The following is a 16,480-nucleotide window of genomic DNA, read 5'->3' on the forward strand; positions in this document are numbered from 1 at the left end:
TTATTAAGTATCTTTAATAAACTTGTTGAAAAATTGAGAGGGGAAATGGCCTTTGGAAAAACAAAGTGATCTCTTGCTAGATATCCAGCATCTTCATACTGCTTATCGTCTAAACGGAAAGTTTTACGATGCAGCAGACGATGTTAACATTACTCTGAAGCGAGATGAAATTTTATCAGTCGTTGGTGAATCTGGCTGTGGTAAGAGTACAATAGCCGCAAGTATTATTGGTTTATATGACCATAAAAATACAAAAGTAACTGGAGATATTCTATACAATGAATTAAACCTGGTCGGTTTAAATGAATCTCTATTTGATAAGATTCGTGGAAATAAGATTGGTATGATCTTTCAGGATCCACTAGCCAGTTTAAACCCACTTATGCGTGTAGGCGATCAAGTTGCAGAAACTCTGTACTACCACACAGATATGAATGAAAAAGAACGTCATGAACGCGTGATCGAATTGTTCAATCAAGTTGGTATGCCAAAGCCAGAAGAAACATACTCAATGTATCCCTTCGAACTTTCAGGTGGCTTGCGTCAACGTATCGTGATTGCCATGGCAATTGCCTGCAAACCAGAAGTTATTATTGCAGACGAGCCGACTACAGCCTTGGATGTAACTATTCAAGCACAAATTCTTGATTTACTTGAAGATATTCAAAAGCAATCTCATTCAGGTATTATTTTGATTACGCACGACTTGGGCGTTGTGGCAGAAACAGCTGATGAGGTTGCTGTTATGTATGCCGGTCAAGTAGTTGAAAAAGCAGACGTTAAGACAATTTTCAACAATCCGTTACACCCATATACACGTTCATTATTGAACTCAATGCCTCAATCTGATGATACAGATGAAGATTTACACGTTATTCATGGAACCGTTCCATCATTGATAAACATGCCGCGTGAAGGGGATCGTTTTGCGGATAGAATTCCGTGGATTCCTGCGAGTGCCCATGAAAAGGAACCAGTCATGCATGAAGTTGAGCCAGGTCACTGGGTAAGATGTACATGCTGGAAGACGTTCCACTTTGATGATTCTGAAGCAAGTGGGGAGTAATTATGGCAAAAGAAATTATTCAAGTAAAAGATTTAAAGGTACACTATCCAATTAGATCTGGTTTTTGGAATCGTATTACTGATTATGTTCGTGCGGTTGATGGTGTCAGCATCACTATTAACGAAGGTGAAACATATGGCTTAATTGGTGAGTCAGGTTCCGGTAAGTCAACAACTGGAAAAGCAATTGTTGGTGTTGAACCAGTAACAAGCGGCGAAATTATTTATCATGATGTTGATATTACAAAGTCTAAGAATCGTCGTAAGTTAAACTATAACAAAGATGTCCAAATGATCTTTCAAGATTCAATGTCTAGTTTGAATCCTAGAAAGCGAATCGAAGACATTATTGCTGAACCAATTCGTAATTTTGAGAATTTAACTACTGATCAAGAACGTGATCGTGTACAAGAATTATTGGACATCGTTGGTATGCCAAGTGACTCAATTTATAAGTACCCACATGAATTTTCTGGTGGTCAGAGACAAAGAATTGGTGTTGCACGTGCGGTTGCAACAAATCCAAGGTTGATTGTTGCCGATGAGCCAACAAGTGCTTTGGATTTGTCGGTTCAGGCGCAGGTTTTGAACTTTATGAAGCATATCCAACAGCAATATAACATTGCATATTTGTTTATCTCTCATGACTTGGGTGTTGTTAAGCACATGTCGGAAAACTTGGCTATTATGCACCGTGGTCGTTTAGTAGAAATTGGTAGTCGTGAGGACATTTATAACCACCCAATGCATATCTACACTAAGCGTCTGCTTTCAGCAATTCCTGTTGTTGACGTTGAACATCGTGCAGAAAATAAAAAGCACCGTGAAGAAGTCGAACAAGAATTCCAGAATGACCAAAGTAAATGGTACGATCAAGAAGGTCGTGTCTTCCCACTGCAACAAGTTTCGGGCAAGCACTGGGTTGCTTTGCCAAAAGAAGAACTTAAACGTGAAGAGTTTAAAGAAGAAGGGAGAAATTAATAATGTGGAAAACAGTCTTAAGACGAATATTAGTCATGATTCCTCAGTTGATTATCTTGAGTATTTTGATCTTCTTCTTAGCTAAAATGATGCCTGGTGACCCATTTAGTGGACAGATTAATCCTAATACTGATCCAAAGCAACTTGAGGCTTTGAAACGTGCCGCTGGTTTGTACGATCCAATTCCAGTTCAATATGGACGCTGGGTTGCTAACTTATTTAAAGGTGATTTAGGAACTAGTTATATCCAGCATGTTCCAGTAACTTCATTAATTGCTGACCGTGCTGTAAACACTTTCTGGCTATCACTTTTAACTACTATCATCAGCTATGGTATTTCTATTCCTTTGGGTGTTACCGCTGGTCGTCACCAAGACGAATGGCAAGATCAAGCAGTTCAAATTTTTAACTATGTGACTTTTGCAGTACCACCATTTGTCTTCTATATCTTAGGAATTTGGCTATTTGGTTTTACTTTAGGTTGGTTCCCAATCTCAGGTTCCGTTTCGCCTAGCGCTTCTGGTTTCTGGGGTACTTTAGGTAGTCAAATCTATCACATCATTTTACCTGCTTGCTTGGTTGCCTTAATTACAACTACTTCAATTGTTCAGTATTTAAGAACTGGTATCGTTGATAATAAGGTTGAAGATTACGTTCGTACAGCCCACAGTAAGGGTGTTCCAGAAAATGTTGTTTTCCGTAAGCACATTTTACGTAACTCACTTTTACCAATTGCCTCATCATTTGGTACAACAATTACCGGATTATTGAGTGGTTCAATGATTGTCGAGTCAGTCTTCAGTTATCCAGGAATGGGTAAACTGTTCCTTGACTCAATTGGCCAACGTGATTACACAACCTTAACAGCATTGATTTTAATCTTCGGTATTCTTACTTTACTCGGTAATTTATTATCAGATATTATTATGAGTATTGTTGACCCACGAATCAGAATTAAGTAAGGAGGAAAAGAAATGTCTGAAAAGAAAGAAAACACTTCAACTGAAGAAGTTAAAAAGAAAAAAATTTCTTCTCCTGCTTCAAGCTTAAAAGTGATTGCGCGAGAGATTTTTAAAGACAAAGTTGCTTTAACTGCTTTTATTATCATAATTGCAATTTTATTATTCACCTTTGGTGGTTCGCTTTTCTTGAACGCCGAAAAGGTTACAGAAACCAATATTATTGATGCCTACTATGGTTGGGGAACCAATGGCCACTTATTGGGTACTGACGATGGTGGTCGTGATATTGTAAAACTATTGATTATGGGTGGACGTAACTCAATTCTTATTGGTATGGGTGTTACTGCTATCTGTGAAATTGTCGGTTTGGTTGTCGGACTAGTTTCAGGTTATTACGGCGGTTACATTGATGCAATTATCATGAGAATAGTTGATTTTATCCAAGTTTTACCTGTAATGCCAATCGAAATTGTTTTGGTAACAGTTATTCCTCACTACAGCCCACTGAGTTTGGTTTGGATAATTTCAATGTTTGGTTGGACTGGAACGGCTAGGTACTTTAGAGCCTTTGTTCTTTCCCAGCGTGGACGTGATTATGTGTTAGCTTCAAAGACTTCTGGTTCGTCTGACTTTAAGATTATGTTCCGTGAAGTGTTACCTAACATTACCTCAATGATTATCATCGACGTTGTTATTGCAATTGCAAGTAACATTGGTGTTGAAACAACTCTTTCGTTCATTGGTTACGGATTACCGCCTACAGTGCCTTCACTTGGTACATTAATTGGTTTTGCCAATGACCCAGTTAACGTTGTTAGTCGTCCTTGGTTGTGGCTTCCAGCAACGGTTATGTTGTTAGCTATTTCGCTTAGTGTTAACTATGTCGGTCGAGCATTGCAACGTGCAGGTGATGCAAGACAACGTGAAAACTAAAAATAAAAAGGCTTGTGAGAGCAAGTCTTTTTTGTTGCAGCGAAAAAAGTAAAAAGTGGTCACATTTAAAAGTAGCGGTAAATATGTTAAAATTAGTACATTAGCTTATTCCAAGAACATACGGGAATTTATTATTCATTGATTAGATAGGAGTTTTTAAATAATTATGAATAAGTCAAAAATTCTTCGTTCCATAGGTTTAGTGTCTGCTGCGGCTTTGACACTGGTAGCCTGTGGTAAAAGTAATAATACTGCTAATGATGAAAATGCTAAGACGGCAAGTAAATTTCCTCAAGCAGTGCCAGAAAAAGAGGCTAAGCAAGGTGGTACTCTAAAGTACGCTATTAAAACAGATACACCATTTACTGGTATTTTTTCAGATGAATTATCGACTACTGCAATTGATAGTTCAGTAGCTGAACCTGGTGAGGAATCATTATTTGATACTGACGACAGTTACAAGATCACTAATAAAGGTCCAGCAACTTTTAAACTAGACCGAAAAGCTAAAACAATTACAATTACAGTGAAAAAGGGTGTGAAGTGGTCTGATGGTAAGCAAGTAAATGCTAAGGACCTCGAATACCCATATGAAATCTTAGCAAACAAGAAAACAAAGGCACAAAGATATAGCAGTCAATTTGAAGAAATTGTTGGTATGAAAGAGTACCATGATGGAAAAGCCAAAACAATTTCAGGAATTGAAATGCCAGACGGTGAGTCAGGTAGAACTATTGTTTTGCACTTCAAAGAAATGAAACCAGGGATGCTTTACAGTGGTAATGGTTACTTCTGGGAATCAGCAGCGCCATACCACTATTTGAAGGATATTCCTTTTGATAAATTACAATCATCTGATCAAATCAGAAAGAAGCCGATGTTCTTTGGTCCGTTTAAAGTTCAAAAAATTGTCCGTGGACAATCAGTTACTTGGGTTCCTAATAAGTACTATTGGCGTGGTGAACCAAAACTAGCAAAAATCGTTTCACAAGTAGTTTCCGATAACTCAATTTCGCAAAGTATTAAAAGTAATAAATTTGATGTTACAGAAGTAGTTAATTCACAATGGAATGAAGTTAAGGATACTAAAAATGTTAACTTTGTTGCGCAAATTCCTCTTAGTTACCACTACTTAGGCTTTAAAGTAGGTAAATGGGACGATAAGCAAGGCAAGAACGTTACTAATCCTAAAGCAAAGATGAATAACAAGGCATTGCGTCAAGCTATGGGCTATGCAATGAATGTTTCATCTGTTGATCAACATTATACTTCTGGTTTAAGTTTCCGCATCCCAACTCTAATCCCTGCTCAATTTGGTGATTACTACGATAAAAGTGCCAAAGGATATGATTATAACTTGAAAAAGGCAAATCAGCTACTTGATAAGGCTGGCTATAAGAAGAAAGGTAAATGGCGTGTTCAACCTAACGGTAAGCCATTAACCATTAACTTCTTGGCAATGACCGGTAGTTCTGTTCAAGAGCCAACCGTTCAAAACTATATTCAACAATGGCAAAAAGTTGGCCTGAATGTAAAGCTTGTCGGTGGCCGTTTGAGTGAATTTAATTCATTCTATGATAAGATTCAAAACGACAACCCTCAAGTTGATGTGTTCATGGCTGGCTGGAGTTTAGCAAGTGAGCCATCGCCAGCAGCGCTTTATGGTGAAACTTCTCCAATGAACTACACTAGATTTGTTACGCCAAAGAACAATAAACTATTGAAAGAAATTGATTCGCAAAAATCATTCAATCATAGCTACCGTGTAGATAAGTTCCATGAATGGCAAGATTACATGAATGACGAGGCTTACGTAATTCCTCTAGATAACTCATACAAAGTAATAGCTGTTAATAAGAAGATAACTGGCTACTCAACAAATCCATCTGAAAATTCAAATGGACACCAATTATGGTATAAAGTTGGCTTTACTAAATAACTAAGTTTATGGCAACACCTCAAGATATTATCTTGGGGTGTTTTTATTTGCTGCTTTATTTTAAAACTTAATTTAAGGCTACCTTTTTCGATAAAAATTAAAATAATATTAATAAAAGTGATTGACATGTTTAATTAATTCATATAATATTAACAAAACTAATTTTAATTCTGAATTTGAAGGAGTACTTTTATGAAAAGAGCAAAACTAGCTGGATCGGCAGGAATGTTGGGCCTTGCTGCGTTGACTTTGGTAGCATGTGGCAAAAACAATAATGCGGACAACACTAATAATGCAAAAACAGCAAGTCGTTTTCCTAGTGCAATGCCCAAAAAAGAAGCTAAACAAGGCGGCACTGTACGGGTGGCATTGGAAACAGATACTCCGTTCACAGGGATTTTTTTAGATGAACTGTCTGTCACTAGTTTTGATGCTCAAGTTGCTTCTCCAGGTGAAGAATCATTATTTGCAACTGATGACTACTACAAGATAACTGATGATGGTCCTGCTACAATGAAATTGGACAAAGACAAAAAGACTATCACCATTACAATCAAAAAAGGTGTTAAGTGGTCAGATGGTAAGCAAGTAACTGCTAAGGACATGGAATATTCGTATGAGATTTTAGGTAATGCAAAAACTAAAGCTCAACGATATTCAACCAAATTAGAGGCTCTTAAAGGTCTGAAAGAATATCATGAAGGAAAAGCTAAAACAATCTCCGGAATCGAATTACCAGATGGTGAAAACGGTAGAACAATGGTTTTACACTTCGATTCCATCAAGCCCGGAATGGCGTATAGTGGGAATGATTATTATTGGGAAGGCGCAGCGCCGTATCATTATTTGAAAAATGTTCCTTTTGACAAACTTGAATCTTCAGATGAGGTTAGAAAAAAGCCACTTTACTTTGGACCATTTAAATTGGCTAAATTAGTCCGCGGACAATCAGTTACATGGGTGCCTAATGAGTATTACTGGCGTGGCAAACCAAAGTTATCTAAAATTGTTTATCAGGTAGTTTCACCTAATTCTGCTTCACAAGCAATTAAGGCGCATAAGTTTGAAGTTGCCCAAGTTGTTAACGCACAATGGAAGCAAGTAAAGGACACTAAAGGCGTTAAGTTTATTGCACAAATACCGTTAGCATATAACTATTTAGGCTTCAAAGTCGGCAAGTGGGATGCCAAAAAAGGCAGAAACGTTATGAACCCTAATAGTAAAATGAATAATAAGTCTTTGCGTCAGGCTATTGCTTATTCAATGAATATTGCTCAAGTTACCAAGCACTATACAAATGGTTTGAGCTTCCAAGTGCCAACGTTGATACCCAAACAATTTGGTGATTATTATAATAAAGATGCAAAAGGCTACCACTATGATTTGAAGAAAGCTAATGAACTCTTAGATAAGGCTGGCTATAAGAAGAAGGGTAAGTGGAGAGCTCAACCGAATGGTAAACCTTTAAAGATTAACCTTTTAGCAATGTCGGGGGCCGTAACACAAGAGCCAATCGTTCAAAACTACCTACAACAATGGCATAAAGTCGGTTTAAATGTACAGCTTGTTGGAGGAAGATTAACTGAATTCAATTCATTTTATGATAAAGTACAACATGATGATTCTGCTGTAGATATGTTTATGGCTGGTTGGGGCTTGTCGAGTGAGCCTTCACCAAATGGATTATACAGTGAAGGTGGACCAGCGAACTATACTAGGTTTGTTACCCCAGAAAACAATAAATTAATTGATGAGATTGATTCACAAAAAGCTTTTGACCGTAAGTATCGTGTTCAAAAATTCCATGAATGGCAACAGTACATGAATGATGAAGCATATGTTGTTCCAATGTTTAACTCGTACAAGATTTTTGCTATTGATGATAAGATTACTGGTTACTCGCTTAAACCAACTGAAAATAGTAATGGACATCCTTTATGGTACAAAGTTGGCTATGTGAAATAAAAAATTTATCTAAAGCTCTCTTAGGGAGAGTTTTTTTGTTATATTTAACAGCATGAACTATTTATTAAATTCATAATCTACTGAACTATTGTTTTTTTACAAATTGGCAGATTAATAAGGAAAAAGTGTAGGTAAGATAAATGAAGAAAATCAAAACTTTAAGCTCAATTGCCCTGCTCAGTGCTGCTACGCTTGTTTTGTCAGCTTGTGGTAATAAAGCTGAAAATACTGATGATTCAAAAAAGGCTAGTAAATTTCCTTCGGAAATGCCCAAAAAAGAGGCTAAACAAGGTGGCACAGTTAAGTATGCAATTGAAACTAATTCACCATTTACTGGAATTTTTGCTAGTGAATTGGCGTTTTCAAAAACTGATATAGATCTAGCTTCTCCAGGAAACGAAAAATTGTTTGATATTGATGATGATTATCGTATTAACAATAAAGGCACTGCAGTGTTGAAAATTGATAAAGAAAAAAAGACGGTTACGATCATCATTAAAAAGGGAGTTAAATGGTCTGATGGTAAGCAGGTAACTGCCAAAGATTTGGAATTTCCGTACGAAATTTTGGCCAATAAAGCAACTAAGTCGCAAAGATATACAAGTCAACTTGAGTATATTAAAGGGATGAAAGCATATCACGAAGGCAAGGCGAAGACTATCTCAGGTTTAGAAATGCCAGATGGTGAAAATGGACGAACTCTAACTATTCACTATACAGAGTTGAAGCCAGGCATGTATAACAGTGGTAACGGTTATTTTACTGAAGGAGCCGAACCATATCATTATTTAAAAGATGTCCCATTTAGTAAGTTTGAATCATCTGACAAAATTAGAAAGAAGCCAATGTTTTTTGGCCCATATAAATTGGAAAAATTGGTTCGCGGACAGTCTGTTACTTGGATTCCTAACAAGTATTACTGGCGTGGAAAGCCAAAACTCGATAAGGTTGTTTGCCAGGTTGTTTCGACTAATTCAGCTTCACAATCAATTAAAAGTCATAAGTTTGATGTTGCTAACGTAATTAATGACCAATGGAAACAGGTAAAAGACGCTAAAGGAACCACTTTTATTGCTAATATTCCTTTATCCTACCGTTATATCGGCTTTAGGGTTGGAAAATGGGATGCCAAAACAGGTAAAAATGTGATGGATCCTAAGAGCAAAATGAATAATAAGGCTTTACGGCAAGCAATTGCTTACGCAATGAATATTGAAGACGTTAATAAGAAATATAATAGTGGCTTAACATTTCAAATTCCGACGCTGATTTTAGCGCAGTATGGCGATTATTTTGACAAAGATGTTAAAGGCTTTTCTTACAACTTAAAAAAGGCTAATCAAATTTTGGATAAAGCTGGATACAAAAAGAAAGGAAAATGGCGTGTCCAACCTAATGGCAAGCCGCTTAAAATAACTTTTTTAGTGCAGCAAGGTAATGACACTCAAGAACCAATTTACCAAAATTATTTACAGCAATGGCATAAAATTGGTCTTAACATTAACTTGTATAACGGAAGGCTAATTGAATTTAACTCATATGCTGATAAGGTCCAGCATGATGCACCTGGAATTGATATGTTTACAGGGGGATGGAGTCTAACCAGCATTTCAAGTGAACCATCACCAGCATACCTTTATAGTGAAGGGGCACCTTTCAACTTTGCTCGTTTTGTCACTCCAGAAAACACAAAATTACTCAATGCAATTGATTCGCAAAAAGCATTTAACCACAAATATCGTGTTGAACAATTTCATAAGTGGCAAAAATATATGTTTGACCAGGCTTATGTAATTCCTACTACTAATGAATACACAATAACAGCTGTCAATGATAAGCTAACGGGATATTCAGTAAAGCCATCTGATTCAAATGCTCTTTGGTTTATAGCAAATAAAAGCTCAGGCTCTGCTTGAGCTTTTTAAATTATGAAAAACAATTTAGCATAATTAAACATGTTTTAGTATATATTAATAATCAAATTATGTATTTATTAAAAAATATATTGATATTTTAATTAAGTATGATAGTATTTTATTATTAACTTGTTTCCAAGAAAATACTCAAATTTAAAAAAGGAGTAGGTATAAATGAAAAAGTCAAAAATTTTAGGGTCTGTCGGAATTGCCAGCTTAGCTGCTTTGACCCTCGCTGCTTGTGGTAAAAGCAACGATAATAATGCTAATGAAGTAAAGAAAGCTAGCAAGTTTCCAACTGATGTACCTAAGAAAGCTGTCAAGCAGGGTGGTACAGTAAAATTAGCTATTGAAAGTGATTCGCCATTTACTGGCATTTTTGCCAGTGAATTATCAACTACAAAAACTGATTCTGATGTTGCAGAACCAGGTAATGAGTCATTATTTGATGTTGATGATGATTACAAGATTAATGATAAAGGTCCCGCCACTTTAAAAATTAATCGTAAAAATAACACAGTAACCATTACGCTCAAAAAGGGTGTTAAATGGTCCGATGGTAAGCAAGTAACTGCCAAAGACATGGAATTTTCATATGAGATTTTAGCTAACAAGGCGACTAAGTCTCAACGCTATACCGCTTCGTTACAAAACATTAAAGGCTTAAAGGAATATCATGAAGGTAAGGCAAAAACTATTTCTGGAATTGAATTACCTGATGGTGAAAATGGACTTACAATGGTTTTGCACTATACAGAGTTAAAACCAGGTATGTATAACAGTGGTAATGGCTATTTTTCAGAAAGTGCTGAACCATATCACTATTTAAAAGATGTTCCTTTCAGTAAACTTATGTCATCAGATAAAATCAGAAAAAAGCCTTTGTACTTTGGCCCTTATAAGTTGGACAAACTAGTTCGTGGACAGTCAGCAACTTGGGTTCCTAATAAGTACTATTGGCGTGGTAAACCAAAATTGGATAAGATTGTTTGCCAAGTCGTTTCAACTAATTCCACAACTCAAGCAATTAAGAGCCATAAGTTTGATGTTGCTAAGGTAATTAACTCTCAATGGAAGCAAGCCAAAGATGCTAAAGGTGTTAATTTTATTGCAAAGATTCCATTGTCATATAGTTATTTGGCTTTCAAAGTTGGTAAATTTGACGCTAAGACAAGTAAGAACGTCATGAATCCAAAGAGCAAAATGAGTAACAGGTCTCTTCGTCAGGCTATGGCATATGCCATGAACATAGATCAAGTTAACAAGAAGTACAATAGTGACTTAAACTTCCATATTCCAACTTTGATTCCAGCGCCATTTGGCGATTACTTTGACAAAGATGCTAAAGGTTATAACTACAACCTTAAAAAGGCAAATGAAATTTTGGACAAGGCTGGCTATAAGAAGAAGGGTAAATGGCGTGTTCAACCAAATGGTAAGCCTTTAAAGATTAAATTCTTAGGTATGGCAGGATCAGCTGTCCAAGAACCAATCATCCAAAACTATATTCAACAATGGCAAAAAATTGGTTTAAATGTTAGCTTGTATAATGGACGTTTAATAGAAATTAACTCCTTCTATGATAAGGTCCAAAATGACGATCCTGGTGTTGATATGTTTATGGGTTCTTGGAGTTTGTCAAGCGAACCTTCACCTGCTGATATTTACAATGAAGGTGCACCATTTAACTTCAGTCGTTTTGTAACTCCTGAAAACACTAAGCTTTTGAATGAAATAGATTCACAAAAATCATTTGACCACAAATACAGAGTTGAAAAATTCCATGAGTGGCAAGAATATATGAATAAAGAAGCTTATGTAGTTCCAGTTAACAATTCGTATGAAATTACTGCTGTTAATAAGAAGCTGACAGGGTACACATTAAAACCTTCACATTCTAATTCAATTTGGTATGAAGTTGCATACGCTAAATAAGCAAAAAACTCGAGTAAAGCTCGAGTTTTTTGTTGCTTTTGAAGAAGAATAATATAAAAAACTTAACTTTTGATTAATCATATTATTGCAATTATCATTTTTAATGCTAAGATAAAATTATTAACTTGTTTCGAGAGCTCAGTTAAATTCTTATTTATTTAAGAAGGAGAATCTCGCTTATGAAAAAGAGTAAGTTTTTAAGTTCGTTAGGAGTTGTGACTGCTGCAGCCCTAACACTAGTTGCATGTGGTAAAAGTGAAAGTTCAAACAATGAAAGCGCCAAAACAGCAAGTAAGTTTCCAGTAGAAACTAAGAGTGCAGCTGTAAAAAAGGGTGGCACTATCAAGGTTGCTGAAGAGACAAATACACCTTTTACAGGTATTTTCAATGAAGAATTGCAAATGAGTCAGCAAGATGCTGATGTTGCAAGTCCAGGTCAAGAATCACTTTTTGATACCGATGATCATTACAAGATTAATGATAAAGGTCCAGCTACTTTAAAACTTGATCGTAAAGCTAAAACAGCTACAATCACAATTAAAAAAGGCGTAAAGTGGTCAGACGGTAAACAAGTAACCGCAAAAGATGTTGAATATGCTTACGAAATTATTGCGAATAAGGCTACTAAGTCACAACGTTATGCATCACAATTCAACATTATCAACGGCATGGAAGAATACCATGAAGGTAAAGCAAAGACCATTTCTGGTATCGAGATGCCTGATGGTGAAGATGGCCGAGTAGTTGTATTGCACTGCAAGGAATTAAAGCCAGGTATGTATTACAGTGGTAACGGCTATATTTGGGAAATGGCTGCACCATATCACTACTTAAAGGACATTCCATTCTCTAAACTTGAAAGTTCAGATGAAGTTAGAAAGAAACCTTTGTACTTTGGTCCTTACAAGGTTCAGAAGATTGTTCGTGGTCAATCTGTAACATGGGTACCAAACAAGTACTACTGGCGTGGCACTCCTAAGCTAGATAAAATTATTTATCAAGTTGTTTCACCTAACTCTGCTTCACAATCAATCAAGAGTGGGAAGTTCGATGTTACTCGTGTTATCAACAGTCAATGGAAGCAAGTTAAAGATACTAAGGATGTAAACTTTGTAGCACAAATTCCTTTAGGTTATCGTTATCTTGCCTTTAAAGTTGGTAAGTGGGATGCTAAGAAGTCTAAGAATGTCATGAATCCAAATTCTAAGATGCATGACAAGTCACTTCGTCAAGCTATGGCTTATGCAATGAACACAGATGCTGTATACAAGCACTATACAGATGGTCTTAGTTTCCAAATCCCAACTTTAATTCCAGCACCATTTGGTGACTATTTCGATAAGAGCAATAAGGGTTATACATATAACCTTAAGAAAGCTAACCAAATTTTGGATAAAGCTGGATACAAGAAGAAGGGTAAGTGGCGTACAACTCCAGAAGGTAAGCCTTTAACAATTAACTTCATGGCAATGTCTGGTCAAGCAATCAACGAACCAATTGTTCAAAACTTTATCCAACAATGGAATAAGATTGGCTTGAACGTTAAATTGCTTGGTGGTCGTTTAACTGAATTCAACTCATTCTACGATAAGGTTCAACATGATGATCCTAAGGTAGATGTCTTTATGGCTGGTTGGACATTATCAACTGAACCATCACAAGAGCAAATGTTCAGTGAAGGTACAATGTCGAACTACTCACGTTTTGTAACTCCTGAAAACACTAAGTTGATTAAGGAAATGGATTCACAAAAAGCCTTTGATCACAAGTATCGTGTTGACAAGTTCCATGAATGGCAAAAGTATATGAATGATGAAGCCTACGTCATTCCAATGTACAATGAGTATCAAATTGATGCTGTTAACAGCAAGTTAGTTAACTACTCATTGAAGCCTTCTAAGTTAAACAATGGTCACCAATTATGGTACAACGTTGGTTTTGCTAAGTAAAAAATCAAATAAGCTTTAAGCTTAATACATGAAAAGAGTGAAGAAATCTAGGTTTCTTCACTCTTTTTTGTGATAAATTATTGCCAAAATTCTTTCTATTATAAATAATTGCTAAAATAATAAAAATAAATGAAATAAATATTAATTTTTATATTGATTTTATAATTTTTGATGGTATTATTTTATTATTAACTTGTTTCTAATACTCAATTAAAATTTTACGAATTAAGGAGGAACACGCTTTATGAAAAAAGGTAAATTTATCAGTTCCCTAGGTATTGTGTCAACAGCTGCTTTAGCACTAGTTGCTTGTGGTAAGAGCGGTAATGGAGGTAATGAGGGCGCTAAGACGGATAGAAAGTTCCCAATTGAGTCTCCAAATAAGACTGCTAAACAAGGTGGAACGATTAAAATAGCATTAGAATCTGATACACCATTTACTGGAGTTTTTAACGAAGAGTTGCAAAATGATCAGCCTAGTGCTGATGTATCAAGTCCTGGTCAAGAATCTCTCTTTGATACCGACGACGAATATAAAATTAATGATAAAGGTCCAGCAACATTAAGGCTCAATCGTAAAGCGAAAACTGTTACGATTACAATAAAAAAGGGCGTTAAGTGGTCGGATGGTAAACAAGTAACTGCTAAGGACGTTGAATTTGCTTATGAGATTATTGCTAATAAGGCAACTAAATCGCAGCGTTATTCCTCCCAATTTAATATCATAAATGGTATGGAAGAATATCATGAAGGTAAAGCCAAGACAATTTCCGGCATTGAAATGCCAGATGGTGAAGAAGGTCGAGTAGTTGTATTACACTGCAGTGAATTAAAACCTGGGATGTATTATTCTGGTAACGGATATTTCTGTGAGAATGCTGCACCATATCATTACCTTAAAGATGTTCCTTTCTCTAAGCTAGAATCGTCTGATCAGCTCAGAAAGAAGCCGTTATATTTTGGACCGTACGAAGCTCAAAAAATTGTTCGTGGTCAAGCTGTAACTTGGGTACCTAACAAGTACTATTGGCGTGGTAAACCAAAATTAGACAAGATTGAATACCAAGTAATTGCTACAAATTCAGCTTCTCAGTCAATTAAGAGTCATAAATTTGATATTGCTCGAGTTGTGAACAGCCAATGGAAAGAAGTAAAAGACACTAAGGACGTAAACTTTGTTGCCCAAATTCCATTAGCCTACTTCTACATGGCATTTAAGGTTGGTAAGTGGGATGACGCAAAGTCTAAGAACGTAATGAATCCTAAAGCTAAGATGGGTGATAAGTCACTTCGTCAAGCAATGGCATATGCATTGAATACAGATTCTGTCTATAAGCACTATACTGATGGCTTGAGTTTCCAGGTCCCAACCTTGATTCCTGCGCAATATGGCGATTACTTCGACAAGAGTAACAAGGGCTATACCTTTAATCTCAAGAAGGCTAATCAAATTTTAGATAAAGCTGGATATAAGAAGAAGGGTAAATGGCGTACAACTCCTGATGGCAAGCCATTAACAATTAACTTGTTAGCTAAGGCTAAGACACCAATCGATGAGCCAATTATTCAGAACTATATCCTGCAGTGGAAAAAGGTTGGCTTGAATGTTAAGTTGGTTGGTGGCCGTTTAGCCGAGTTTAACTCCTTCTATGACAAGGTTCAACATGATGATCCTAAGGTTGACGTCTTTCTAGGTGGATGGACACTTTCATCTGAACCTTCACAGGAACAGCTCTATAGTGAAGGAACCATGCAGAACTATTCACGTTTTGTAACTCCAGAAAACACTAAACTGTTGAAGGAAATGGACTCACAAAAAGCCTTTGATCATAAATATCGTGTTCAAAAATTCCATGAATGGCAAAAATATATGAATGATGAAGCATATGTTGTTCCAACATACAACGTATATCAAATCGACGCTGTTAACAGCAAACTGACTGGTTATTCGTATAAGCCATCTAAGATGAACAATGGACACCCACTATGGTATCAAGTAGCTTTTACTAAATAAAAGCAATCTTAATTTAATGCAAATAGACCAATAATAAAGAAAACTATTACATGAATTTGATGTAATAGTTTTCTTTTTCATTTTTAAAGGTAAAAACTGGTATAATCTATAAAGAAAAAGGGGTTGAAAAGATGGTCAGTACAAAATTTATTAATCAATTAAAAACCAAATACAAGATTACCTTTAATAACCCAAAATTATTAGAGGAAGCTTTTACCCATTCATCGTATGCCAACGAGCATCCGAATGATGGCGTTCGTGACTATGAAAAACTAGAATTTTTAGGTGATGCAGTTCTTGAATTAGCCATTTCAGATTATTTGTATCGTAATTTCCCTCAACTTAATGAAGGGGAACTAACACGGATGCGGTCAAATATTGTGGATACCGAGGGCTTTGCTAGGTTTGCACAAGAATTTGGCTTTCCAGCTGAAATTAATTTAGGTCATGGTGAGGAAAAAGCAGGAGCAAGAGCCAGAAAAACGCTCTTGGAAGATGTTTTTGAAGCATTTAACGGTGCACTTTTTCTTGATCAAGGCATGAATACGGTTGAGCACTTTCTAAGATTAACGGTTTTCCCAGAAATTGATGCTGGTAATTTTGATGCATCGCGGGATTACAAAACGGACTTACAAGAATTTTTACAACAGGACGGACCGGTTAAAATTGAATATCAAGTAATAAAAGAAGTTCAGACACCTTCTAGTTTTACTGTTCAGTTAGTTGTAAATGGGAAAGTGGTTTCTCAAGGAAATGGGCATAATAAGAAGGCAGCTGAACAAGAAGCAGCTAAGGTTGCCTTAAACGAACTCAATTAGGAG

11 protein-coding genes are annotated in these 16,480 nt (G+C 36.2%); all 11 read left to right on the forward strand.

What is annotated here, in order from left to right:
• Window positions 1–52 precede the first annotated feature (52 nt).
• The 11 genes from H3T48_RS03285 (at window position 53) to rnc (ending at window position 16,477) form a co-directional block, all read left to right on the forward strand.
• On the forward strand, window positions 53–1,066 hold the full coding sequence (locus H3T48_RS03285; RefSeq protein ID WP_122035405.1) for an ABC transporter ATP-binding protein: 1,014 nt from the start codon (window positions 53–55) through the stop codon (window positions 1,064–1,066).
• 2 nt (window positions 1,067–1,068) lie between these two features.
• The gene (locus H3T48_RS03290; protein WP_122035403.1) at window positions 1,069–2,046 is read left to right on the forward strand and encodes an ATP-binding cassette domain-containing protein; all 978 of its coding nucleotides are present in this window, start codon (window positions 1,069–1,071) and stop codon (window positions 2,044–2,046) included.
• A 2-nt stretch (window positions 2,047–2,048) separates the two neighbouring features.
• Window positions 2,049–3,008 carry an oligopeptide ABC transporter permease gene (gene opp4B, locus H3T48_RS03295; RefSeq protein ID WP_122035401.1) on the forward strand — a complete coding sequence of 320 codons (960 nt, stop codon included), beginning with the start codon at window positions 2,049–2,051 and terminating at the stop codon, window positions 3,006–3,008.
• 12 nt (window positions 3,009–3,020) lie between these two features.
• Window positions 3,021–3,941, forward strand: coding sequence for an ABC transporter permease (locus H3T48_RS03300; RefSeq protein ID WP_122035399.1), 921 nt, complete (start codon window positions 3,021–3,023; stop codon window positions 3,939–3,941).
• A gap of 166 nt (window positions 3,942–4,107) precedes the next feature.
• The gene (locus H3T48_RS03305) at window positions 4,108–5,880 is read left to right on the forward strand and encodes an oligopeptide ABC transporter substrate-binding protein (protein WP_122035396.1); all 1,773 of its coding nucleotides are present in this window, start codon (window positions 4,108–4,110) and stop codon (window positions 5,878–5,880) included.
• A 192-nt stretch (window positions 5,881–6,072) separates the two neighbouring features.
• On the forward strand, window positions 6,073–7,845 hold the full coding sequence (locus tag H3T48_RS03310) for an oligopeptide ABC transporter substrate-binding protein (RefSeq protein WP_198188462.1): 1,773 nt from the start codon (window positions 6,073–6,075) through the stop codon (window positions 7,843–7,845).
• A 140-nt stretch (window positions 7,846–7,985) separates the two neighbouring features.
• The gene (locus tag H3T48_RS03315) at window positions 7,986–9,761 is read left to right on the forward strand and encodes an oligopeptide ABC transporter substrate-binding protein (protein ID WP_198188465.1); all 1,776 of its coding nucleotides are present in this window, start codon (window positions 7,986–7,988) and stop codon (window positions 9,759–9,761) included.
• A 174-nt stretch (window positions 9,762–9,935) separates the two neighbouring features.
• The gene (locus tag H3T48_RS03320) at window positions 9,936–11,696 is read left to right on the forward strand and encodes an oligopeptide ABC transporter substrate-binding protein (RefSeq protein ID WP_198188466.1); all 1,761 of its coding nucleotides are present in this window, start codon (window positions 9,936–9,938) and stop codon (window positions 11,694–11,696) included.
• 179 nt (window positions 11,697–11,875) lie between these two features.
• On the forward strand, window positions 11,876–13,645 hold the full coding sequence (locus H3T48_RS03325) for an oligopeptide ABC transporter substrate-binding protein (protein ID WP_198188469.1): 1,770 nt from the start codon (window positions 11,876–11,878) through the stop codon (window positions 13,643–13,645).
• Window positions 13,646–13,889: 244 nt separating this feature from the next.
• Entirely contained in the window at window positions 13,890–15,659 is a 1,770-nt protein-coding gene (locus H3T48_RS03330) for an oligopeptide ABC transporter substrate-binding protein (protein ID WP_122035386.1), read from the forward strand.
• A 131-nt stretch (window positions 15,660–15,790) separates the two neighbouring features.
• The gene (gene rnc / locus H3T48_RS03335; RefSeq protein ID WP_122035384.1) at window positions 15,791–16,477 is read left to right on the forward strand and encodes a ribonuclease III; all 687 of its coding nucleotides are present in this window, start codon (window positions 15,791–15,793) and stop codon (window positions 16,475–16,477) included.
• Window positions 16,478–16,480 lie beyond the last annotated feature (3 nt).

It is taken from the genome of Lactobacillus sp. M0403, from assembly GCF_016101265.1.
GTDB lineage: Bacteria > Bacillota > Bacilli > Lactobacillales > Lactobacillaceae > Lactobacillus > Lactobacillus apis.